This window comes from Burkholderia sp. B10 (assembly GCF_004368385.1).
GTDB classification, from domain to species: domain Bacteria; phylum Pseudomonadota; class Gammaproteobacteria; order Burkholderiales; family Burkholderiaceae; genus Burkholderia; species Burkholderia vietnamiensis.
In genome coordinates this window covers 1-20,851 of sequence record NZ_PQMX01000017.1, presented here as the reverse complement: position 1 = coordinate 20,851, position 20,851 = coordinate 1, and the positions used below count along the sequence as shown (strand labels likewise).

The window sequence follows — 20,851 nt, the reverse complement described above, 5'->3', positions numbered from 1 at the left end:
TCGTGGCGGGTGTGAGAACGACTGCGGGCCGCTTCGTGCAGCGAAGGCCCACTACACGCAACACTGACGACCCGCGCCGCCATCGCCTAGAATTCGATCAGCACGGCGACACGACCGCCGCCGCGACTCGCTGCCGCCCGCACCATCCCCGCGCGCGGCACATGGAGAGCGCCATGACCGAACTGTCGACCGCGACCGATCACGTCGATTACGAAGGCTTCGAAATTCATGTCGTGCCCGGCCTCGCGCCCGGCAGCGACGCGCGTTATACCTACACCGGCTATGTGTGCCATCCGGGCGTGAATCCCGCCCTGCCCGATCATGCGGTGGCCTTCCATGCCGACGGCGAAGAGAGCTTCGCGAGCCTCGACGAAGCGGTGCGCGAAGCCGTGCACATCGGTAAAAGCATCGTCGACGGCACGCATCCGGATCTGTCCGTTCTGGCGCTCGTGACGCACGGCTACTGAACGCGTTCGGCCGTGGCCGCATCCGCCGCGTCGAATCGCGACGTGGCCCCGGCGCCGCCCCCGTTGCCGTTATCCGCGCATCGCGACGGTGCGTTTCGCGCGCTATGCGTTTCCCCGGATAACACGCCGCGCGCGGACGCCTATCATTTTTGTATCGTCACCCTCCGGCACTTCCCCATGCGCTCCGTTCTCCGCCCGTGCGCCAGCCGGCGGCGTATTGCCGTGCTCGTCGCCATCCCGCTGCTCGCCGCCTGCACGATCACGCCGCCGCCGTCGCTGCACTCGGTGCTGACGATCCCGTCGGTCGTGCGCAGCGCGAACCTCGACCAGTATCGCGTCGAAGTCGCGCGGTGCGTGGCCGACCACAACCCGTCGGGCGTGTCGCGCGGCACGCCGCAGGCGATGCTGCGCTCGCTCGTCGTCGTCGCGTTCACCGTCGATCGCGGCGGCCGCGTCGTCAATGCTTCCGTCTATCGCAGCAACGGCGACAGCGAGGCCGAAGCCCTTGCGCTGGCGTCGCTGCGCCGCTCGGCGCCGCTGCCTCCTCCGCCGCCGAAACTGCTCGACGGCAACGGCCGGCTGGAGATACTGGAAGGCTGGCTCTTCAACGACGACGGCCGCTTCGCGCTGCAGAGCACCGCGTCCGCGCAGGCGCAATCGCTCGATTGAACCGTCTGCACTCCGCACTTACCGCTCCGCGGCCGCGCTCGCTATAATTTTTCGCCATTGCGCGGCCATCCCGCCGCGCACGCGTTCGCACGCCGCATCCGGCACGCGAGCCGATCACGCCGGCATCCGGCGGCGGCGGCCTATCCGTCTCCATCGTCGAACGGCGGGCGATGCCCGCGCCACGACACGCGGCGCGCAACGCCACCGCGTCATCCGCTCGGCCGCGCCCGGCTGCGCCAGTCCGCGCTCGCCGCGGCCGAACACCCCAACGATAAAACGGAGACATCCATGTCCGCATTCCCCCCGGCCGTTGCACGCGCAACCGGCTCGGCCGGCGCCGTCAGCCATCGGCGCATCGTGTTCGCGAGCTTCATCGGCACCGCGATCGAGTTCTACGATTTCTACGTGTATGCGACGGCCGCGGCGCTCGTGATCGGGCCCGTGTTCTTCCCGCACGGCTCCGCGACCGCGCAGGCGCTGTCGGCGTTCGTGACGTTCGGCATCGCGTTCATCGCCCGACCGATCGGCTCGTTCCTGTTCGGTCACTTCGGCGACCGCATCGGCCGCAAGTCGACGCTGGTCGCATCGCTGCTCGTGATGGGCATTTCGACCACCGCGATCGGCTTCGTGCCGGGCTACGACACGATCGGCACGCTCGCGCCGGAGCTGCTGTGCGTGCTGCGCTTCGGCCAGGGCATCGGCCTCGGCGGCGAATGGGGCGGCGCGGCGCTGCTCGCGACCGAACACGCGCCGCCCGGCAAGCGCGGCTGGTTCGGGATGTTTCCGCAACTGGGCCCGTCGGTCGGCTTCCTGATGTCGAACGGGCTGTTCTTCGCGCTCGCGCTGTCGCTGTCCGACGAACAGTTCCGCAGCTGGGGCTGGCGGATTCCGTTCCTGGTCAGTGCGGTGCTCGTCGCGGTGGGCCTGTACGTACGACTGAAGATCGCCGAGACGCCGGCCTTCCAGGCCGCGCTCGAGCGCGACGAACGCGTGCGCGTACCGGTCGCGACGCTGATCTCCCAACACTGGCAGCCGACGCTGCTCGGCGCGCTCGCGATGGTGGTCTGCTACACGCTGTTCTATATCTCGACGGTGTTCTCGCTGTCGTACGGCGTGTCGGCGCTGCATATTCCGCGCCAGAGCTTCCTCGGTCTGCTGTGCTTCGCCGTCGTGTTCATGGGGCTCGCGACGCCACTGTCGGCATGGGCGGCCGACCGCTTCGGGCGCAAGCCGGTGCTGGCCGCGGGCGCGATCGCCGCGCTGCTGTCCGGCTTCGCGATGGAGCCGCTGCTCGGCAGCGGCTCGATGCCGCTCGTCGCGCTGTTCCTGACGCTCGAGCTGTTCCTGATGGGCGTGACGTTCGCGCCGATGGGCGCGCTGCTGCCCGAGTTGTTCCCGACCAACGTCCGCTACACGGGCGCCGGCGTCGCGTACAACCTCGGCGGGATCCTCGGCGCGTCGATCGCGCCGTACATCGCGCAGCTGCTCGCCGCGCGCGGCGGCCTGTCGTGGGTCGGCGGCTATGTGTCGGTCGCGGCGGCACTGAGCCTGATCGGCGTGCTGCTGATGCGCGAAACCCGCGACGCATCGCTCGTCTGAACTCCGGGACAGCCCCCGTTGTACGGCGCGCGGCGCTGCCTATACTCGGAGCCGGGCGCACCGCGCCCGGAACTTCTCCATCTCAAGGAGGCGCCGCGATGAACGTCCATCTGAACAACGCCGACCTCGTGCTGATCCTCGCGCTCGCGCTCGGCAGCGCGCTGCTGCTCGCCGCGCGCTTTCGGCCGCAAAGCTGGCGCGGGCTGCTCGTCGAAGCCTTGCTGGCGAATCTGGCCGCGATCGCGGCGGTGGTGACGGTCGAAGCGTTGCTCGCGTGAAGCGCTCGCGCGCACAGCGGCGTCGATAGCCCCGTCAGGCCGTCAAGCGCACACGCCGCGCGCCATGCGCCGGGCCGACCGCATCGATCGCGTCGAGCACCTGCGCAACCGACGGCGGCGCACCGGGCTCGCCGATCGACAGCGCGTGCGGCGCGCCGCCGATGCCGCAATGGTGCCGCGACGTCGCGACGAAGATCATCACGGTCGGGCGCTTCAATGCGTGCGCCATATGCACGAAGCCGGTGTCGACACCGACCACGAGCGTCGCCAGACCGATCGCCGCGCCCAGTTCGCGCACGGACATCGCGGGCAGCACGATCGCGCCGGGCGCCCGCGCGGCGATCTGCTGCGCGTCGTCGTGTTCGGCCGGCGATCCCCACGGCAGCAAGACGCGCACGCCGCGCGCGATCATCTGCGTGGCCAGCGCGGCCCAGTGATCGGCAGGCCATTGCTTGTCCGGATTGGACGTCGCATGAAACAGCAGCACGAACGGCGCGCCGTCGGTCAGTGCGGCCGGCAGGCGCGCGTCCTGCGGCGCGACGATCCCGTGATCGGCGACGCCTTCGGGGACATAGCCCAGCGCCTCGCCGGCGCTCACGCGCATGCCGTGCCACGCGTCGCAGTCCGGCCGCGGGCCGAAACGATGCGAGTACGCGAAACGCGCACCCGTCTCGCCGAGATCCTGGGTCTGGTAGCCGACGCGGCGCCCCGCGCGCGCCAGCGCCGAGATGATCGCGCTCTTGTAGACGCCGTGCAGATCGATGACCGCATCGTAGCGATGCGCGCGCAACGCGCCGATCGACGCGGAGATCGCCTTGAAGTCACCGCCGTTGCGCAGCTTCTTGAAACGCCGCAGCGGCGCGCACAGCACGTTGCTGACGCCGGGGTGCCAGCGCACGACTTCGGCGCAGGATTCGTCCACGGCCCAGTCGACCGCCACACCGGGGAACGCACGATGGAGGTCCGCGACGACAGGCAACGTCTGGACGACGTCGCCGAGCGAGGTCACTTTTACGATGAGGATGCGTTTCACTTTTCTTGTGGGGAATGGCCTGCCATTTCGCCATGCTAACGACGCTTGGCGACCCCACACATTACACCAAGATTACATTTGCAACAAAATGCGTCGTTTTCGTAAAGTTTTGTCATGCGCCCATGGCATCCGAATCTTCCTATAATGCGCCTTTGCCCTGCCGGCCGACGCCGATGCAACGCTCAGAGCTTCCCGCCCCGCTTTCCCGTCTGTTTCCGCTCCTCACCCGACGCTCGCTGCGAATCTGGCGCCAGTTCGGCGTCTTCTGGCTCGGCGCCATCGCCGTCGGTCTCGCGGCCGTGCTGTACGCGCGGCTGATCGACTGGGGTTACGACACGTTCCGCACGATGCGCGAGCACGCCGCCTGGCTGCCGCTGCTGCTGACGCCGTCGATCGCCGCGGCGTCCGCGTGGATCACCCGCCGCTTCTTCCGCGGCGCCGAGGGCAGCGGGATTCCGCAAGTCATCGCGACGCTGCATGCGAGCCCGCGCGCATTCGGCTCGCGGCTGCTGACGCTGCGCATCCTGTTCGGCAAGGTGCTGGTCTCGTTCCTGGGGATCCTGGGCGGCTTCACGATCGGCCGCGAGGGCCCGACCGTACAGGTCGGCGCCGCGCTGATGTTCAACCTGCGGCGCCTCTATCCGCGCTCGAACGCGCAAATCGAACGGCAACTGGTGCTCGCCGGCGCGGCGGCCGGCCTGTCCGCGGCGTTCAACACGCCGCTCGCCGGTATCGTGTTCGCGATCGAGGAACTCACGCGCAGCTTCTCCGCGCGCGCAAGCGGCGTGCTGATCACCGCGATCATCCTCGCCGGCGTCGTCGCGCTGGGCCTGAACGGCAACTACACGTACTTCGGCACGATCAACGCCGGCCAGCATTTCCCGAAGATGCTGGCGGTCGCCGTGCTCGTCACCGCGATCGTGACGGGCATCGCCGGCGGCCTGTTCAGCTGGCTGCTGCTCAACACCGGACGCTGGCTGCCCGCGCGCCTGCTCGTGCTGTATCGCGAGCGCCCGATCGCGTTCGCCGCGCTGTGCGGGTTCGTGATCGCCGTCGTGGGCATCGCGTCGGGCGGCACGACGTTCGGCAGCGGCTATGCCGAGGCACGCGGGCTGCTCGACGGCCACGAGCAGCTGTCGGTGTTCTATCCGTTTCTGAAGATGGTGTCGATGGTCGGGTCGTACCTGCCCGGCATCCCGGGCGGGATCTTCGCGCCGTCGCTGTCGATCGGCGCGGGGTTCGGCAACCTGCTGCACCTCGCGTTCGGCAACATGAGCCTGCCGATGCTGATCGCGCTCGCGATGGTCGGCTACCTCGCGGCGGTCACGCAATCGCCGATCACGTCGTTCGTGATCGTGATGGAGATGATCAACGGCCACGCGCTCGTGATTTCGCTGATGGCGACCGCGCTGGTGTCGAGCCGCATCGCGCGCTTCTTCGCCCCGCCGCTCTATGAAACGCTCGCGGAGCGCTATCTCGCGCCGCCGGCCGCCGCACCGTCCGCTACGGCACCAGCGGCGGCTGCCGCTGCCGCGGCGGCTACGGCCGCGAGCGGCGTCACGGAGCCGCAGGATGCGCCAGCCGATCCGCTCGACACGCTGCGCGAAGAAGACGGCGACGCAGAGGTCGCGACGCAGGCGCAATCGCCGTCATCCGGATCGGCACCCGCAGCCGGCCACGACGCAGCGCACGCCTCTGCGGCACGGCCCGATGCCGACTCGCCGGCGTCGACGGCAGCCGACCCGCGCGACCCTCAGTAGATCACCACCGGCGCGGGCCGATAGTAAATCGGCCGGGCCGGCACGACGATACAGCCCGCGAGCGTGATGGCGACGAGCGCAATCGCGATGGCGGTCCGTTTCATCGCAGCCCCCGGTCAGGCCCAGTGGCCGCGGGTCCAGAACCAGTTCGGCCCGCGCTGATCCCAGTGGCCGGGCACCCAGTGCATGCCGATACGCTCGGCTTCCCAGTGGCCGCCGATCCAGACGTAACGGCCATGCTCCCAGCGCCAGTGACCGCGCTCCCACACGTAGCCGACGCGCGCGTCCGGCACGACCTCGTAGCGAACCGGCGGCGGCGCGTTCGGCGCGACGACGACGATCTGCTCGGCCGGCATCGCGACCGGCTCCGCGACGACCATCCGGCCCGACGGCACCATCAGCGGCGCGCCGACGAGAATCTCGTCCGCGCGCGCGGCGAGCGGCGCGACGACGGCCGACAGGCCCGCGACGCACAAGGCCAGCGAAACGATACGGCGTTGAACAGTAAAGACAGCCATCACAACCTCCTGATTGACGAATGACGCGAGCGTATTCGTTCAATGCGGGAGGCCGGCGAGCGGCCGACAGGCGCCGTGTTACGGCGTGCCCGAAAGTGCAACAGGGCGTAAGACGCGCACGGCGGCGTGGCGCCGCCGTGCGGAGAGGGACCGAACAGCTCAGGCTTGCGGAATCTCGATCTTCACTTCGAGCACTTCGAGATCGTCCTGACGCTCGAGGCTCACGCGGATGTCGTCGTTCGAAATCTGCACGTACTTCGAAATGACCGCGACGAGTTCCTTCTGCAGCGCCGGCAGGTAATCGGCCGGCGGACGGCCGCCGACCCGCTCGTGCGCGATGATGAGCTGCAGGCGCTCCTTCGCGACCGACGCGGACTTCTTCTTCTCACCGAGGAGAAACGAAAGAATGGACATGGGCGGCCTCCGTTACTTGCTGCCGAAGAGGCGCTGCAGCAGGCCCGGCTTCTGGTAATCGGTGAAGCGCAGCGGCTTGTCCTCGCCGAGGAAGCGCGCGACGACGTCCTTGTACGCTTCGGCGACGTCGGTGCCGTCGATATGGACGGCCGGCAAGCCCTGGTTCGATGCGTGCAGCACGGCTTCCGACTCCGGCACCACGCCGATCAGCTTGATGCGCAGGATCTCGCTGATGTCCTCGAGCGACAGCATTTCGCCTTCGCTCACGCGCTTCGGGCTGTAGCGGGTGATCAGCAGATGCTCCTTGATCGGCTCCTTGCCTTCGGTCGCGCGCTTGGTCTTCGACGACAGGATGCCGAGGATGCGGTCCGAATCGCGCACCGACGACACTTCCGGGTTCGTGACGATCAGCGCTTCGTCGGCGAAGTACATCGCGTGCAGTGCACCGGCCTCGATACCGGCCGGCGAGTCACAGACGATGAATTCGAAGTCCATTGCGGCCAGGTCGTTCAGCACCTTCTCGACGCCGTCACGCGTGAGCGCATCCTTGTCGCGAGTCTGCGACGCCGGCAGGATGAACAGGTTCTCGCACTTCTTGTCCTTGATCAGCGCCTGGTTCAGGTTCGCTTCGCCCTGGATCACGTTCACGAGGTCGTACACGACGCGACGCTCGCAGCCCATGATGAGATCGAGGTTGCGCAGGCCGACGTCGAAGTCGATCACGGCCGTCTTGTGGCCGCGCAGCGCAAGGCCGGACGCGAAGCTGGCGCTCGTCGTCGTCTTGCCTACGCCGCCCTTGCCCGAAGTCACCACGATGATTTTTGCCATTTACCCAATACCCTGTGTTCGTCAATGAGAGCCGATCGATCCGGAGCGCAGCGCGTGAATCACGTCAGGCGCAGCGGTTCGATCATCAGTTTTTCCTCTTCGAGCCGGATCTGCACCGCTTTACCCAGTATGTCGGCGGGCAACGGGTTCTCGGTGGTTCGATAGATACCCGCGATCGAAATCAGTTCCGGCTCCAGACACGTGCAGAAAATGCGCGCATCGTGGTTGCCGTGCACGCCCGCGAGTGCGCGGCCGCGCAACGGCGCGTAGATGTGGATGTTGCCTTCCGCGATGATCTCGGCGCCGTGGCTGACCGGCGCGAGCACCACGAGGTCCCCTTTCGCGTAAATCTGCTGCCCCGAACGCAGCGGCCGGTCGATCACCAGCGTCTGCGCACCCGTCGTGGGCGCGCTCGGTGCGAGCTCTGGCGCCGGTTCCGGCACCGCTTCCGCTGCCGCCGCAGCGACAGGCGGCTCGGCCTCGTCGGCCGGCTCCGGCTTCGCCGTGGCTCCGCGGCGATCGCGCGCCTCGAGCAACGGCAGGCCGGCTTCGGCCGCCCACGCCTGCGACGCCTGCGCGACGACACCCACCGGACGCATCCGCACGTCGTTCAGCATCTGGCGGATGTCCGAGAGCGCGACGCGTTCGCCCTCCGCCAGGCGGCGGACGTCGATCGCGACGACGTCGTCGGCGAAAAATTCGGGAGTCGCTTCGAAGCGCTTGACCAGTTCGGCACGCAACGCATCGAGATCGGTCGTCTTCACGGTGAACAGCAACGTATCGACCGATCCGCTGCGCAGCTCGAAGAATGGCGATTTTTTAAGCGACATGGACACTCTGCAAAAATTTTTTGCGTATTTTACAGGCGTCCAAGCGGCCGGCCATTATTTTTGGGCGACCTGGCAAGCGGTGTCGCAAGACGCGCGCGACCGGCGCGCGGACAGCGGGACGCGCGCACGGGCCTTCGTCACTCGGCGCGGGCCCGCACCTGCGCGCGTCACGGCGTATCGATGTGGGATACGAACAACGACTTCATCGCGCCGGGCATCCGCGCGACCGGCGCGTGCTCGCCCGTGTTGCCGAAGCCGGCGCGCTCGTAGAAACGGATCGCGTCGCGGTTCGCATCGGCAATCCATGCGTAGATGTCCCGCGCGCCGCGCTCGGCCAGCCAGCCGGTGGCCGTTTCGAGCAGCAGCACGCCGCCGCGCAGGTGGCGCACCGCGTGCGCGACCCACAGTTCGCTGACGAACGCGCGCCGCTCGGGCGTATTGTCGAAATACGCGCCGATCATGCCGGCCGGATGGCCTTCGGTGTACAGCAGGAAAGTCGTCGACTCGTCGGACGCGGCGCGCAACGCGGCAATGGCCGCCGCCGCGTCGGCGTCGACGCTCAGCAATTCGGCCTCCGGCGCTTCGCCCGGCGCGTAGGGCTCACGAAGCGACGCGGCGCGGAGTTCGCGATACACGCTGCCTTGGTCGGCAGCGATACGACGAACGGTCAAGGTCGAACTCATGCAGGCACAGCCCCCTTCGGACAGCAAGCTACTAGCTTCAACCGAAAGCGGGGCATGAGTCAAATCGTTATTTTCAAACGGCCGCGCCGATCGAGAGTCGGCGCGCAACGCAAGCGCGTGCGGGCCGCCGCCGCTGTGCACGTGCAGCATGCTGCCGTCGGTCGGTGAACCGTCACGACGAGCGCGTCCGGCCTTCGGACCGTGCGCCTCGCTCGGCTTGTCACTCGGGCATTCGAGCAATCGACGTCCGATGCGGAGACGTCGAAACCGTCAGCGTCCGGCATCCGCACATGCGAAAACGCGGCGCGCGCCGTCCTCGTCGCGCGATCGATATTGCGACGCAACATTCGTTGCAGCGTCGGTCGTCGGCTGTCGCACAGGCTTCGGGCATGCATTCATCTGATCAGAACGCGGGCCGCGCGGGCAGATCGCGCCGCGCGGTGCCCGTTTCAATCGCCCGGCGTCGCCGCCCGCCCGCGAGCCCCACATGCGGTCCGCCGTTTGGAGTTTCGCGCCTAGCGCCGGAGTTTGGAAAGCGGCCGCGCCCGTCGTATAACTGGCACAGCCGGACGATCGATCCGGTGCCGCGCCTGCCTCACGCCGCATCGCGGACCACCACGACGAAATGACACGAGCGGCCGTCGCGCTTGCAGGCGCAGCCGGCCCCCAATGGAGGGAGACGATGGCAACGACCGACGGACCGGCCTCGGGCTGGTCGGATGGCAAGCGTTATCTGTGGCTGCTCGGCGCGGTGACGATCACGCTGCCGATCCTCGCGGCGCAACTCGCACTGTCGACCGGCGTGCACGTGTTCTGGTGGTTCGGCCCGCTGTTCGCCTTCGGCGTGATCCCGATCCTCGACACGCTGATCGGCGACGATCGCGACAATCCGCCCGAAGCCGTGGTGCCGCAGCTCGAACGGTCGCGCTACTACCGCTGGATCGTCTACCTGGCGACGCTGGTCGAATACGTCGCCTTCTTCATGTGCGTGCGCATCGTCGGCACGCATGCGCTCGCGTGGTACGACTACGTCGGCTTCGCGCTGTCGCTCGGCGCCGCCACCGGCATCTCGATCAACACCGCGCACGAGCTCGGGCACAAGACCAACCGGTTCGAGCGCTGGCTCGCCAAAATCACGCTCGCGCCGGTCGCGTACGGACACTTCTTCGTCGAACACAACCGCGGCCATCACGTGCGCGTCGCGACGGCCGAGGATCCCGCCAGCGCCCGCTTCGGCGAGTCGTTCTGGGCGTTCCTGCCGCGCACGGTGGCCGGCAGCATCCGTTCGGCGTGGCGGCTCGAGAAGGCACGCCTCGAACGGCTCGGCCGCTCGCCGTGGACCTGGCGCAACGAGGTGCTGCACGCGTGGGCGATGACCGTCGTCGTGTGGGGCATCGCGATCGCGATGGCCGGCCCGGTCGTGATCCCGTTCCTCGTGATCCAGGCGGCGTACGGCGCGTCGCTGCTCGAAGTCGTGAACTACGTCGAGCACTACGGGCTCGGCCGCCGCAAGCTGCCAAGCGGCCGCTATGAGCGCTGCACGCCGCAGCATTCGTGGAACAGCAATCACGTCGTCACGAACCTGTTCCTGTACCAGCTGCAGCGCCACGCCGACCATCACGCGAATCCGACGCGCTCCTATCAGGCGCTGCGCCATTTCGACGACTCGCCGCAGTTGCCCGCCGGCTACGCGACGATGATCCTGTTCGCTTATGTGCCGCCGCTCTGGTATCGCGTGATGAATCCGCGCGTGGTCGCACATTACGGCGGCGACATGGCGCAGTCGAACATCAAGCCGTCGATCCGCGAACGCGTGCTCGCGCAGTATCCGGCCGCGACCTGACGCGGGCCTATGCGGTCGCGGCCGCGCCGCTCAAGCGGCCTGCGGTAGCCTGAACACGGCTACCGCGCGTCGCAGCGCGTTCGCCTGCTCGGCGAGCGCCTGGGTCGCGGCCGAGGCCTGCTCGACCAGCGCCGCGTTGCGCTGCGTCGCTTCGTCCATCTGCGCGACGGCGACGTTCACCTGCTGGATGCCGGCGCTCTGCTCCTGCGATGCCGACGAGATCTCGCCGACGATGGTGGTCACGCGCTCGACCGCGCCGACGATCTCGCGGATCGAGTCGCCCGCACGGCCGATCAGCACCGCGCCCTGATCGACGCGCTGCGTCGATTGCTCGATGAGCCCCTTGATCTCCTTCGCGGCGGACGCGCTGCGCTGCGCGAGCGAGCGCACCTCTGACGCGACGACCGCGAACCCGCGCCCCTGCTCGCCGGCCCGCGCCGCCTCGACGGCCGCATTCAGCGCGAGGATGTTGGTCTGGAACGCGATGCCGTCGATCACGGCGATGATCTCGCCGACCTTCGCCGAACTCGCGGCGATGCCGTCCATCGTCTGGACGGCGTCGGTCATCACCCCGCCGCCCGCCGACGCGACCTCGGACGCGTCGCGCGCCAGTTGCGCCGCATACTGCGCGTGCTCAGCCGATTTACCGACGATGCCGGTCAGCTCGGTCATGCTGGCCGCGGTTTCCTCGAGCGACGCGGCCTGCGACTCGGTACGCGACGACAGGTCGTGATTGCCCGAGGCGATCTCCGCGCTCGCGGTCGCGACCGCTTCGGCGTGCGTGCGCACTTCGTGCACGACCTCCGACAGGCTCGCCTGCATCGTCTGCAACGCGCGCAGCAGATCGGCGATCTCGTCGCGGCCGTCCGCGTCGACCGTACGCGTGAGGTCGCCGCCGGCCACTGCCTGCGCACAGGCGACCGCGCGATCGAGCGGCCGCAAGATCGCGCGACTGAACAGGAAGGCGCCGATCATCGCGATGCCGAGCACGATCAGCATCAGCACGACGCTCGTCACGCTCGCGTAGCTCGCATCGCGGCTCGCCTGCGCGGACACCGCCGCGCTCTGCTCGGCGATCACCTTCGCCGCGCGTTCGAGCAACGCGGCGGGCGTCCGGTCGACGCCGGCGACCGCCGCGTCGCCGGCGGAAGGCTCGAAGCCCGCGGCCTTGAATGCGTCGAAGCCGCGGCGATAACCGTCGCCCATCGCCGCATGCGCGCGCGCGAACTGCTCGACGAGCGTTCTGCTGTCGCCGGGCGGCAGCTGCTTGACGAGCTGCGCGGCGAGCGTATCGACGGTGCGCTCGCGCGTCTCGAACGCGTGCCAGTATTTGTCGAGCATCTCCGGCTGCTTGCCGCGCAGCAGCGTGTCCTTCCATTCCTGGACCTGCAGCTTGAATTCAATGAGCGTCGCCGACACGAGCCGCTCATTGGCGACCTGCGTCTGGACGTCGTTGGCGAACGTGTCGATCGAGCGATTGAGAATGCGGATGCCGTACAGCGCGCCGCCGAACATCAGCAGCAGCGCAACGGCGAATGCGAGAGGAATCTTGTAACTGAGCTTCATGGGGCCTTGAATCGGAAGACGGCGACGACGCGGAAAACGCGCGTTGCTGACTTCTGTTAACGGCGTAAGGGGCCGGGGCTGAAGCGGCGAAGCCGCGGGGATGGGCGGTGCTGGCGACGTTGCGGAGCGGAATGCCTGCCGGCGCGCATGCGGGGCATCGAAGGCATCGACACCGCTTCCGTTCGCGATCGCACGGACAAAACGAAAAACCCCGTGATCCTTTCGAATCACGGGGCTTCGTATTTTGGCGGAGAGGGTGGGATTCGAACCCACGGTACGGGGAAACCGTACGCCTGATTTCGAGTCAGGTACATTCGACCACTCTGCCACCTCTCCTTCCTTGCTGCATTTCGCGGTTGGTCGTTTCCGCGAGAAAAAGATTATAAGACGATCGCTTCGCGGCTGACAAGCCCTTTCTGAAAATTTTTTACGAGGGCTTCGCAAGACCCGCGTTACGACGCCTGCACCGGTGCGTCGATCCGCTCCATGCCACCCATGTACGGACGCAGCACTTCCGGCACCGTGACCGAGCCGTCCGCGTTCTGGTAGTTCTCCAGCACCGCGACGAGCGTGCGACCGACCGCCAGACCCGAACCGTTCAGCGTATGCACGAGTTCCGGCTTGCCCTGCGCGTTGCGGAACCGCGCCTGCATCCGGCGCGCCTGGAACGCCTCGGTGTTCGAGCAGCTCGAGATCTCGCGATAGGTGTTCTGCGCGGGCAGCCACACCTCGAGGTCGAACGTCTTCGCCGCCGAGAAGCCCATGTCGCCCGTGCACAGCGTGATCACGCGGTACGGCAGGCCGAGCTTCTGCAGGATCGCTTCCGCATGGCCGACCATCTCGTCGAGCGCAGCGTACGACGTGTCGGGCGCGACGACCTGCACCATCTCGACCTTGTCGAACTGGTGCTGGCGAATCATGCCGCGCGTGTCGCGGCCATACGAGCCGGCTTCCGAGCGGAAGCACGGCGAATGCGCGGTCAGCTTGATCGGCAACGCCGACGCATCGACGATCGACTCGCGCACGGTGTTCGTCAGCGAGATCTCGGACGTGGAGATCAGGTACTGCGTGATCGTGTTTTCGGCGCCGCCCTTCTCGACGCGGAACATGTCGTCCGCGAATTTCGGCAACTGGCCGGTGCCGTACAGGATCTCGGGATTCACGATGTACGGCGTGTACGTCTCGCTGTAGCCGTGCTGCTGCGTGTGCGTGTCGAGCATGAACTGCGCGAGCGCGCGGTGCAGGCGCGCGATCGGCCCGCGCAGCATCGTGAAGCGCGCGCCGGCGAGCTTCGCGCCGGTTTCGAAATCGAGGCCGAGCGGCGTGCCGACGTCGACGTGATCCTTCACGTCGAAATCGAACTGGCGCGGCGTGCCCCAGCGACGCAGCTCGACGTTGTCGGCCTCATCCTTGCCGACCGGCACGCTTTCGTGCGCGATGTTCGGCATGCCCAACATCAGGTCGGACAGGCGCGACTGGATCTCGCCGAGCTTCACCTCCGACGCCTTCATCTCGTCGCCGATGCCGCCGACTTCGGCCATCACGGCCGACGTGTCCTCGCCCTTCCCCTTCATCGCGCCGATCTGCTTCGACAGGCTGTTGCGGCGCGCCTGGAGCTCTTCGGTACGGGTCTGGATCGCGCGGCGTTCCGCTTCGAGGGCGGAGAACGCGGCGACGTCGAGGGTGTAGCCGCGATCGGCGAGGCGCTTCGCGACGCCGTCGAGGTCTTTGCGCAGCAACTGGATGTCGAGCATGGGAGGACTTGGAAAATCGTTGTGTAAGACGCGAATTCTAACGCACCGCGGCGGCGCCACGGCATCGGCCGGACGGACAGTGCCGCAAATAGCCGGCCGCGTGGCAGTATCGGATCCGGCGGCGCACCCGCGTCACTGCCGCGCCGGCCGCACGCGCCGTCGCCGACAACGCGCGCGCCCGCACCACCCTCAACGGAGCAACCCGATGGCCATCGAGCTGGACAAGGACGTACGCGAGCGCGCGATCGCATCGCTGCAACGCTACTTCACCGAAAACATGGACGAGCCGATCGGCAACATCCAGGCCGGCGCGCTGCTGCACTTCTTCGTCGAGGAGATCGCGCCGGCGATCTACAACCTCGCGATCGCCGACGCGCAGGAGCGACTGCACGCACGCGTCGCCGAACTCGACATCGAATGCCACGCGGAGCCGTTCGAATACTGGAAGAAGCAGCCGGGCCGCAAGCGCTGACGCGCCGAGGCCCGTCGCAGCCGGCCGCTCAATCCTTCTTGCCGGCGTCGCGATCGAGCTCGCGCAGCCATGCGAGCTTCTCGGCGATCTTCGATTCGAGCCCGCGCGGCACCGGCTTGTACCAGTGCGGTTCGCGCATGCCGTCCGGCAGATAGGTCTCGCCGGCCGCATACGCGTTCGGCTCGTCGTGCGCGTAGCGATACGCATGACCGTAGCCGAGCTCCTTCATCAGCTTGGTCGGCGCATTGCGCAAGTGCACGGGGACCTCGCGCGACTTGTCCTGCTTGACGAACGCCATCGCCTGGTTGAACGCGTTGTAGCCCGCGTTGCTCTTCGCCGCGCACGCCAGATAGATCACCGCCTGCCCGAGCGCCAGTTCGCCTTCCGGCGAGCCGAGCCGTTCGTAGGTTTCGGCCGCATCGTTCGCGATCTGCAGCGCGCGCGGGTCGGCCAGGCCGATGTCTTCCCATGCCATCCGCACGATGCGCCGCGCGAGATATTTCGGATCGGCGCCGCCGTCGATCATCCGGCAGAACCAGTACAGCGCACCGTCCGGGCTCGAGCCGCGCACCGACTTGTGCAGCGCCGAGATCTGGTCGTAGAAATTGTCGCCGCCCTTGTCGAAGCGGCGCGCGTTCAGTGTCATCGCGCTGCTGACGAAATCGGCGTCGATCGTCGTGACGCGCGCGGACGACGCGGCCGTCTGCGCCTGCTCGAGCAGGTTCAGGAAGCGCCGCGCATCGCCGTCCGCATAGCCGATCAGCGTATCGACCGCCTTGTCGTCGAACGCGAGGCCGTCGAGCGCAATTTGCTGCGCGCGCTCGAGCAGCTGACGCATCTCGTCGTCGTCGAGCGACTTCAGCACGTACACCTGAGCGCGCGACAGCAGCGCCGAGTTGACCTCGAAGCTCGGATTCTCGGTGGTCGCGCCGATGAAGGTCACGAGCCCCGACTCGACGAACGGCAGCAATGCATCCTGCTGCCCCTTGTTGAAGCGGTGGATTTCGTCGACGAACAGGATCGTGTGGCGGCCGGTGCGGTTCAGCGTGTCCTTCGCCTGCTCCATCGACTCGCGGATGTCCTTCACGCCGCCGAGCACCGCGGACAGCGCGATGAACTCGCAGTCGAACGCGAGCGCGGTGAGGCGCGCGAGCGTCGTCTTGCCGACGCCGGGCGGCCCCCACAGGATCATCGAATGCGGCTTGCCGGATTCGAAGGCGAGCCGCAGCGGCTTGCCTTCGCCCAGAAGATGCGTCTGGCCGATCACCTCGGCGAGCGTCTTCGGCCGCAGCGCCTCGGCGAGCGGCCGGCGCGGCTCGACTTGAAACAGGTCGGACATGAACCCTCGCTCCAGATCAAACGGTGGCGGCCGCGACGGCCGCCGGACCCGCCATTATGACAGCCGCACGACCCGGCGGCGGTGCGCGCCGCCGCAAGCGCGACGCGCCAAAACAGCACGGGCCCGCCGTCGCCGGCAGGCCCGTGCAGCGAAACGGCGCGAGGCCGCTCAGCCGGTGATCACGTCCGCGCCCTTCGGCACGACGAACTTGAACGTATCGTTCTTCAGCGGCGGGTTCGTCTGGATGTTGGTGAACGTGAGCAGCGTCACGTTGCCGAACACGTCGTGCAGCTCCATCGCGGCGAGCGTGCCGTTGCGAAAGCCGATGCCGATCCGCTGGAACTGCGTGTCCTGCGCCTTCGGCAGCATCTCGAGCCAGTCGATGCCGCCCTTCTCGCCCGCGTCGCGCAGCGTGTAGTTCTTGTCGAGATCGTTGCTGCCGAACAGGATCGCGGCCGGGCTCGCGCCCAGTGCGCCGTTCAGCTTGCGCTCGGTCACCTGGTTCAGGTCGCGGTCGTACACGTAGAGCTTGTCGCCGTCGGCCTGCAGCACCTGCTGATACGGCTTCTGATAAGTCCAAATGAATTTGCCCGGGCGCGCGAACACGAACGTGCCGCTCGAGTTGTCGTTCGGCTTCGGCGCGACCTGTGCGGCGCTCGCGCCCTTGGCCGGCGCCTTGACGATCTGCTGCGTGAAATCGCCCCGCGCCGAGCGCACCTGCGACACGAAGGCCTTCAGTTGTTCGGTGCCGCCCGCGAACGCGTGCGTCGCCGCGAGCATCAGCGATGCGCCGGCGAGCGCCGCGCCAAGCCAGCGCCGCGTCGAACGAAGGGAAGGAACGAACGAATGTTGCTGCATGATCCGGTTTTCTCCGTGGGTGGCCGGCGCCTCGGGCGCCGCGGACTCATTCCGCGTCGCGCGCCGGCACAAGAATTTCGCGGTTGCCGCTCGACGACATCGCCGACACGAGCCCCGACTGTTCCATTTGTTCGAGCAGCCGCGCCGCGCGGTTATAGCCGATCCGCAGATGACGCTGCACGAGCGAGATCGACGCGCGGCGGTTCTTGATGACGATCTCGACCGCCTGGTCGTACAGCGGATCAGACTCGCCGCCGCCTTCGCCGGTTCCCGCGCCGGCCGAACCTTCGTCGCCGTCGACGGTGCCGCCTTCGAGCAGACCTTCGACGTAGTTCGGCTCGCCGTGCTCCTTGAGCTTCTCGACGACGCGATGCACCTCGTCATCGGCGACGAACGCACCGTGCACGCGCACCGGCAGCCCGCTGCCGGGCGGCAGGTACAGCATGTCGCCCATCCCGAGCAGCGATTCGGCGCCCATCTGGTCGAGAATCGTGCGCGAGTCGATCTTCGACGACACCTGGAACGCGATGCGCGTCGGTACGTTCGCCTTGATCAGCCCGGTGATCACGTCGACCGACGGACGCTGCGTCGCGAGGATCAGATGAATGCCGGCCGCGCGTGCCTTCTGCGCGATCCGCGCGATCAGCTCCTCGACCTTCTTGCCGACGACCATCATCAGGTCGGCCAACTCGTCGATCACGACGACGATGTTCGGCAGCCGGCCGAGCGGTTCCGGTTCGTCCGGCGTCAGGCTGAACGGGTTCGGAATCTTCTCCTCGCGCTTGGCCGCCTCGTCGATCTTGTTGTTGTAGCCGGCCAGGTTGCGCACGCCGAGCTTGCTCATCAGCTTGTAGCGGCGCTCCATCTCCGCGACCGTCCAGTTCAGCGCGTGGCCGGCCTGGCGCATGTCGGTCACGACCGGACACAGCAGATGCGGAATGCCTTCGTAGACGCTCATTTCGAGCATCTTCGGATCGATCAGGATCAGGCGCACCTGCTCGGCCGTCGCCTTGTACAGCAGCGACAGGATCATCGCGTTGATCCCCACCGACTTGCCGGAGCCCGTCGTGCCGGCGACCAGCAGGTGCGGCATCTTCGCGAGATCGGCGCACACCGGCTTGCCGCCGATGTCCTTGCCGAGGCTCAGCGTCAGCGCCGACGACGCGGCCGCATAGACCTCGGAGCCGATGATCTCCGACAGATGGACCGTCTGACGGCGCTGGTTCGGCAGCTCGAGCGCCATGTAGTTCTTGCCGGGGATCGTCTCGACCACGCGGATCGACACGAGCGACAGCGAGCGCGCGAGGTCCTTCGCGAGATTCACGATCTGGCTGCCCTTCACGCCGGTGGCCGGCTCGATCTCGTAGCGCGTGACGACCGGGCCCGGATAGGCGGCGACGACGCTCGCCTCCACGCCGAAGTCCTTCAGCTTCTTCTCGATCAGGCGCGACGTGAATTCGAGCGTGTCGGCGGAAATGGCTTCCTGCGCCTTCGGCGCGGGATCGAGCAGCGACACCGGCGGCAGCGTCGAATCGCCGGGCAGGTCGGTGAACAGCGGCACCTGGCGCTCGCGCTCGACGCGCTCGGACTTCGCCGGCGTGACGACCGGCGGCACGATCGTCACGGGCTCGTGATCCTCGATCCGCACGCGCTCCTCCTCGACCTTGCCTTCGCGGCGCACGGCCGCGGCCTCGCCGAGCCGGCGGTCGCGCTCGGCCTCGCGGCGCAGCTTCGCGACGTTGACGGCGGACAGGATCGCCCCGCCGACGCGCTCGGCGACCGACAGCCACGAGAAGCGAAAATACAGCGACAGCCCGATCGCCAGCAGGACCAGCAGCAGCAGCGTGCTGCCGGTGAAGCCGAACGCATGCGACATCGCGCCGGCCACCGCCTCGCCGATCACGCCGCCCGGCGCGCGCGGCAACTGCACCTTCAGCGACCACATCCGCAACGCCTCGATGCCGTCGCACGCGAGCACGACGAGCACGAACGCGAAGATCTCGGTGAGCCAGCCGATCGGCCGCTCGGGCTCGTCGACGACGGCCTCGTGACGCGTGATGCGCCGGTAGTTGACCGCGATGCGCCGCCCGAGCGGCACGATCAGCCAGTAGGCCGACAGGCCGAACAGCAGCAGGATGATGTCGGCCGTCCACGCGCCGACGCGCCCGGCCCAGTTCGAGATGTGATCGACCTGCGCGGCATGCGTCCAGCTCGGATCGCGCCGGCTGTAGCTCAGCAGGGCCATCACCAGAAAAGCGCAGAGCGCGACCTGGAGAATCCAGCGGATCTCCGTGAGGAGCTTCGACATCCGGTGCGGCAACGCCTGTGCCTGGGCGGAATAAGGAGCTTTTGCCATGAATCCGTATAAAGATGGCGGGCCGCGCGCCCGCCTGTCGTTCGTTCCCGCTCATTGTAAACGCTGCACTGCGCCGCCAAGTGTAAATGACGGTTACATCGCGCGAAGACCACCGCGCACTGAGGCGCCGCCTGCGCGCACGCCGAACGCCACGCGTGCATCACATTCGATGCATGGGACTTTTGCATGCGGCAACGCGCCGCGACAGGCGGCCGGGCAGCCGCCTGCGCCGCGCTCCCCCGCTCCTGCCGGCCGCCGCGTGCTCTGCCCGGTACGTGCCGCCGCCACACGCTATCGCCGCGATTGAAACTCTCGTTCGGCAGTGCCGCAACGGGGCCTTTATAATGCGCGTCTGATACCCATCTATGACGGCATACCGGTCAACCCAGACCGTCCGGCGAGCCTTGTCCCGCACGCCGCGGCCGCCTTTTACGGATTCGCACATGTCCACGCCCAAACACGCCAAAGTCCTGATTCTCGGTTCCGGCCCTGCCGGCTACACGGCTGCCGTCTACGCGGCACGCGCCAACCTGTCTCCGGTGCTGATCACCGGCATCGCGCAGGGCGGCCAGCTGATGACGACGACCGACGTCGAAAACTGGCCGGCGGACGCGAAGGGCGTGCAAGGTCCGGAACTGATGGCGCGCTTCCAGGAGCACGCCGAGCGCTTCAACACCGAGATCGTGTTCGACCACATCCACACCGCGAAGCTGCACGAGAAGCCGATCCGGCTGATCGGCGACGCGGGCGAATACACGTGCGACGCGCTGATCATCGCGACCGGCGCATCGGCGCAGTATCTCGGCCTGCCGTCCGAGGAAGCGTTCATGGGCAAGGGCGTGTCGGCCTGCGCCACCTGCGACGGCTTCTTCTATCGCAACCAGGAGGTCGCGGTGATCGGCGGCGGCAACACGGCCGTCGAAGAAGCGCTGTACCTGACGGGCATCGCGAAGAAGGTCACGGTGATCCACCGCCGCGACAAGTTCCGCGCGGAGCCGATCCTGATCGACCGGCTGCTGGAGAAGGAAAAGGAAGGCGTCGTCGACATCAAGTGGGATCACGTGCTCGACGAGGTGACCGGCGAGGAGTCGGGCGTCACGGGCCTGCGCATCAAGAACGTGAAGACCGGCGCGACGCAGGACCTGACCGTGCAGGGCGTGTTCGTCGCGATCGGCCACAAGCCGAACACCGACCTGTTCCAGGGCCAGCTCGAGATGAAGGACGGCTACATCCTGACGAAGAGCGGCCTGCAGGGCAACGCGACGTCGACCAGCGTGCCGGGCGTGTTCGCCGCGGGCGACGTGCAGGACAACGTCTACCGCCAGGCGATCACCAGCGCCGGCACCGGCTGCATGGCCGCGCTCGACGCGCAGCGCTACCTCGAAACCCTGCACGACAAGAAGTAAGCGCGAAAAACGAGCCGCGGGCCCCGCGGCAGCACGGCGCTACAATGGCGTTCGCTGCCGCCGAGCGGGCTCGACCGAACAACCGCTGCCGTCGCGCAGCGGTTTTTTTGTGCCCGCGCGCCCGAACGCGCCTGCCCCGTTATCGAATCATGGCGAAGAACCAGCCCCACCCGAGCGA

At 67.6% G+C, this 20,851-nt stretch carries 19 protein-coding genes and 1 tRNA gene; 8 read left to right on the top strand and 12 right to left on the bottom strand.

Annotated elements, in window-relative coordinates; genetic code table 11:
• Positions 1 to 173: 173 nt before the first annotated feature.
• The 4 genes from C3Y15_RS11365 to C3Y15_RS11345 all read left to right on the top strand — a co-directional run bounded on the left by C3Y15_RS11365 (position 174) and on the right by C3Y15_RS11345 (position 3,013).
• Positions 174 to 467 (top strand): hypothetical protein, encoded by a 294-nt coding sequence (locus C3Y15_RS11365; RefSeq protein ID WP_011883717.1) that lies wholly within the window; start codon positions 174 to 176, stop codon positions 465 to 467.
• Positions 468 to 644: 177 nt separating this feature from the next.
• On the top strand, positions 645 to 1,136 hold the full coding sequence (locus C3Y15_RS11360) for a TonB family protein (protein WP_011883716.1): 492 nt from the start codon (positions 645 to 647) through the stop codon (positions 1,134 to 1,136).
• A 288-nt stretch (positions 1,137 to 1,424) separates the two neighbouring features.
• Positions 1,425 to 2,735, top strand: coding sequence for an MFS transporter (locus C3Y15_RS11350; RefSeq protein ID WP_069246369.1), 1,311 nt, complete (start codon positions 1,425 to 1,427; stop codon positions 2,733 to 2,735).
• 98 nt (positions 2,736 to 2,833) lie between these two features.
• Positions 2,834 to 3,013 carry a hypothetical protein gene (locus C3Y15_RS11345; RefSeq protein ID WP_011883712.1) on the top strand — a complete coding sequence of 60 codons (180 nt, stop codon included), beginning with the start codon at positions 2,834 to 2,836 and terminating at the stop codon, positions 3,011 to 3,013.
• A 34-nt stretch (positions 3,014 to 3,047) separates the two neighbouring features.
• Here the strand turns inward: C3Y15_RS11345 and waaC are convergent, their stop codons facing one another.
• Positions 3,048 to 4,046, bottom strand: a complete 999-nt coding sequence (gene waaC / locus C3Y15_RS11340) for a lipopolysaccharide heptosyltransferase I (protein WP_059460715.1) — start codon at positions 4,044 to 4,046, stop codon at positions 3,048 to 3,050.
• Between the two features lie 173 nt (positions 4,047 to 4,219).
• On the opposite strand from waaC, the gene C3Y15_RS11335 reads away from it, so the two are divergent.
• Positions 4,220 to 5,806 (top strand): chloride channel protein, encoded by a 1,587-nt coding sequence (locus C3Y15_RS11335; RefSeq protein WP_059896166.1) that lies wholly within the window; start codon positions 4,220 to 4,222, stop codon positions 5,804 to 5,806.
• A 116-nt stretch (positions 5,807 to 5,922) separates the two neighbouring features.
• Here C3Y15_RS11335 and C3Y15_RS11330 read toward each other — a convergent pair whose 3' ends face one another.
• The 5 genes from C3Y15_RS11330 to C3Y15_RS11310 all read right to left on the bottom strand — a co-directional run bounded on the left by C3Y15_RS11330 (position 5,923) and on the right by C3Y15_RS11310 (position 9,229).
• Complete coding sequence (locus tag C3Y15_RS11330; RefSeq protein ID WP_059462854.1) at positions 5,923 to 6,324, bottom strand: YXWGXW repeat-containing protein; 402 nt, start codon at positions 6,322 to 6,324, stop codon at positions 5,923 to 5,925.
• A 159-nt stretch (positions 6,325 to 6,483) separates the two neighbouring features.
• Complete coding sequence (gene minE / locus C3Y15_RS11325; protein WP_006400798.1) at positions 6,484 to 6,738, bottom strand: cell division topological specificity factor MinE; 255 nt, start codon at positions 6,736 to 6,738, stop codon at positions 6,484 to 6,486.
• 12 nt (positions 6,739 to 6,750) lie between these two features.
• Positions 6,751 to 7,566 carry a septum site-determining protein MinD gene (gene minD, locus C3Y15_RS11320; RefSeq protein WP_011883701.1) on the bottom strand — a complete coding sequence of 272 codons (816 nt, stop codon included), beginning with the start codon at positions 7,564 to 7,566 and terminating at the stop codon, positions 6,751 to 6,753.
• 59 nt (positions 7,567 to 7,625) lie between these two features.
• Entirely contained in the window at positions 7,626 to 8,396 is a 771-nt protein-coding gene (minC, locus tag C3Y15_RS11315; protein WP_011883699.1) for a septum site-determining protein MinC, read from the bottom strand.
• 167 nt (positions 8,397 to 8,563) lie between these two features.
• Complete coding sequence (locus C3Y15_RS11310; protein ID WP_224056651.1) at positions 8,564 to 9,229, bottom strand: GNAT family N-acetyltransferase; 666 nt, start codon at positions 9,227 to 9,229, stop codon at positions 8,564 to 8,566.
• Positions 9,230 to 9,761: 532 nt separating this feature from the next.
• Here C3Y15_RS11310 and C3Y15_RS11305 point away from each other — a divergent pair.
• A complete protein-coding gene (locus C3Y15_RS11305) occupies positions 9,762 to 10,922 on the top strand; it encodes an alkane 1-monooxygenase (RefSeq protein WP_034194113.1) in 1,161 nt (386 codons plus the stop codon).
• Between the two features lie 30 nt (positions 10,923 to 10,952).
• On the opposite strand, the gene C3Y15_RS11300 is transcribed toward C3Y15_RS11305, so the two are convergent.
• The 3 genes from C3Y15_RS11300 to serS form a co-directional block, all read right to left on the bottom strand.
• Positions 10,953 to 12,488: a methyl-accepting chemotaxis protein gene (locus C3Y15_RS11300; RefSeq protein ID WP_069246164.1), complete on the bottom strand. Its 1,536-nt coding sequence runs from the start codon at positions 12,486 to 12,488 to the stop codon at positions 10,953 to 10,955.
• 245 nt (positions 12,489 to 12,733) lie between these two features.
• A tRNA-Ser gene (locus C3Y15_RS11295) sits at positions 12,734 to 12,824 on the bottom strand.
• A 116-nt stretch (positions 12,825 to 12,940) separates the two neighbouring features.
• The gene (serS, locus tag C3Y15_RS11290; RefSeq protein ID WP_014722636.1) at positions 12,941 to 14,242 is read right to left on the bottom strand and encodes a serine--tRNA ligase; all 1,302 of its coding nucleotides are present in this window, start codon (positions 14,240 to 14,242) and stop codon (positions 12,941 to 12,943) included.
• A gap of 205 nt (positions 14,243 to 14,447) precedes the next feature.
• On the opposite strand from serS, the gene C3Y15_RS11285 reads away from it, so the two are divergent.
• The gene (locus C3Y15_RS11285; RefSeq protein ID WP_069246163.1) at positions 14,448 to 14,714 is read left to right on the top strand and encodes a DUF2164 domain-containing protein; all 267 of its coding nucleotides are present in this window, start codon (positions 14,448 to 14,450) and stop codon (positions 14,712 to 14,714) included.
• A gap of 28 nt (positions 14,715 to 14,742) precedes the next feature.
• Here C3Y15_RS11285 and C3Y15_RS11280 read toward each other — a convergent pair whose 3' ends face one another.
• The 3 genes from C3Y15_RS11280 to C3Y15_RS11270 form a co-directional block, all read right to left on the bottom strand.
• Entirely contained in the window at positions 14,743 to 16,053 is a 1,311-nt protein-coding gene (locus C3Y15_RS11280; RefSeq protein ID WP_069246162.1) for a replication-associated recombination protein A, read from the bottom strand.
• Between the two features lie 168 nt (positions 16,054 to 16,221).
• A complete protein-coding gene (lolA, locus tag C3Y15_RS11275) occupies positions 16,222 to 16,911 on the bottom strand; it encodes an outer membrane lipoprotein chaperone LolA (RefSeq protein WP_059455980.1) in 690 nt (229 codons plus the stop codon).
• Between the two features lie 46 nt (positions 16,912 to 16,957).
• On the bottom strand, positions 16,958 to 19,267 hold the full coding sequence (locus C3Y15_RS11270) for a DNA translocase FtsK (RefSeq protein WP_069246161.1): 2,310 nt from the start codon (positions 19,265 to 19,267) through the stop codon (positions 16,958 to 16,960).
• Between the two features lie 443 nt (positions 19,268 to 19,710).
• Here C3Y15_RS11270 and trxB point away from each other — a divergent pair, with 443 nt between their 5' ends.
• Complete coding sequence (gene trxB / locus C3Y15_RS11265) at positions 19,711 to 20,673, top strand: thioredoxin-disulfide reductase (RefSeq protein WP_043290850.1); 963 nt, start codon at positions 19,711 to 19,713, stop codon at positions 20,671 to 20,673.
• The last annotated feature ends 178 nt before the right edge of the window (positions 20,674 to 20,851 follow it).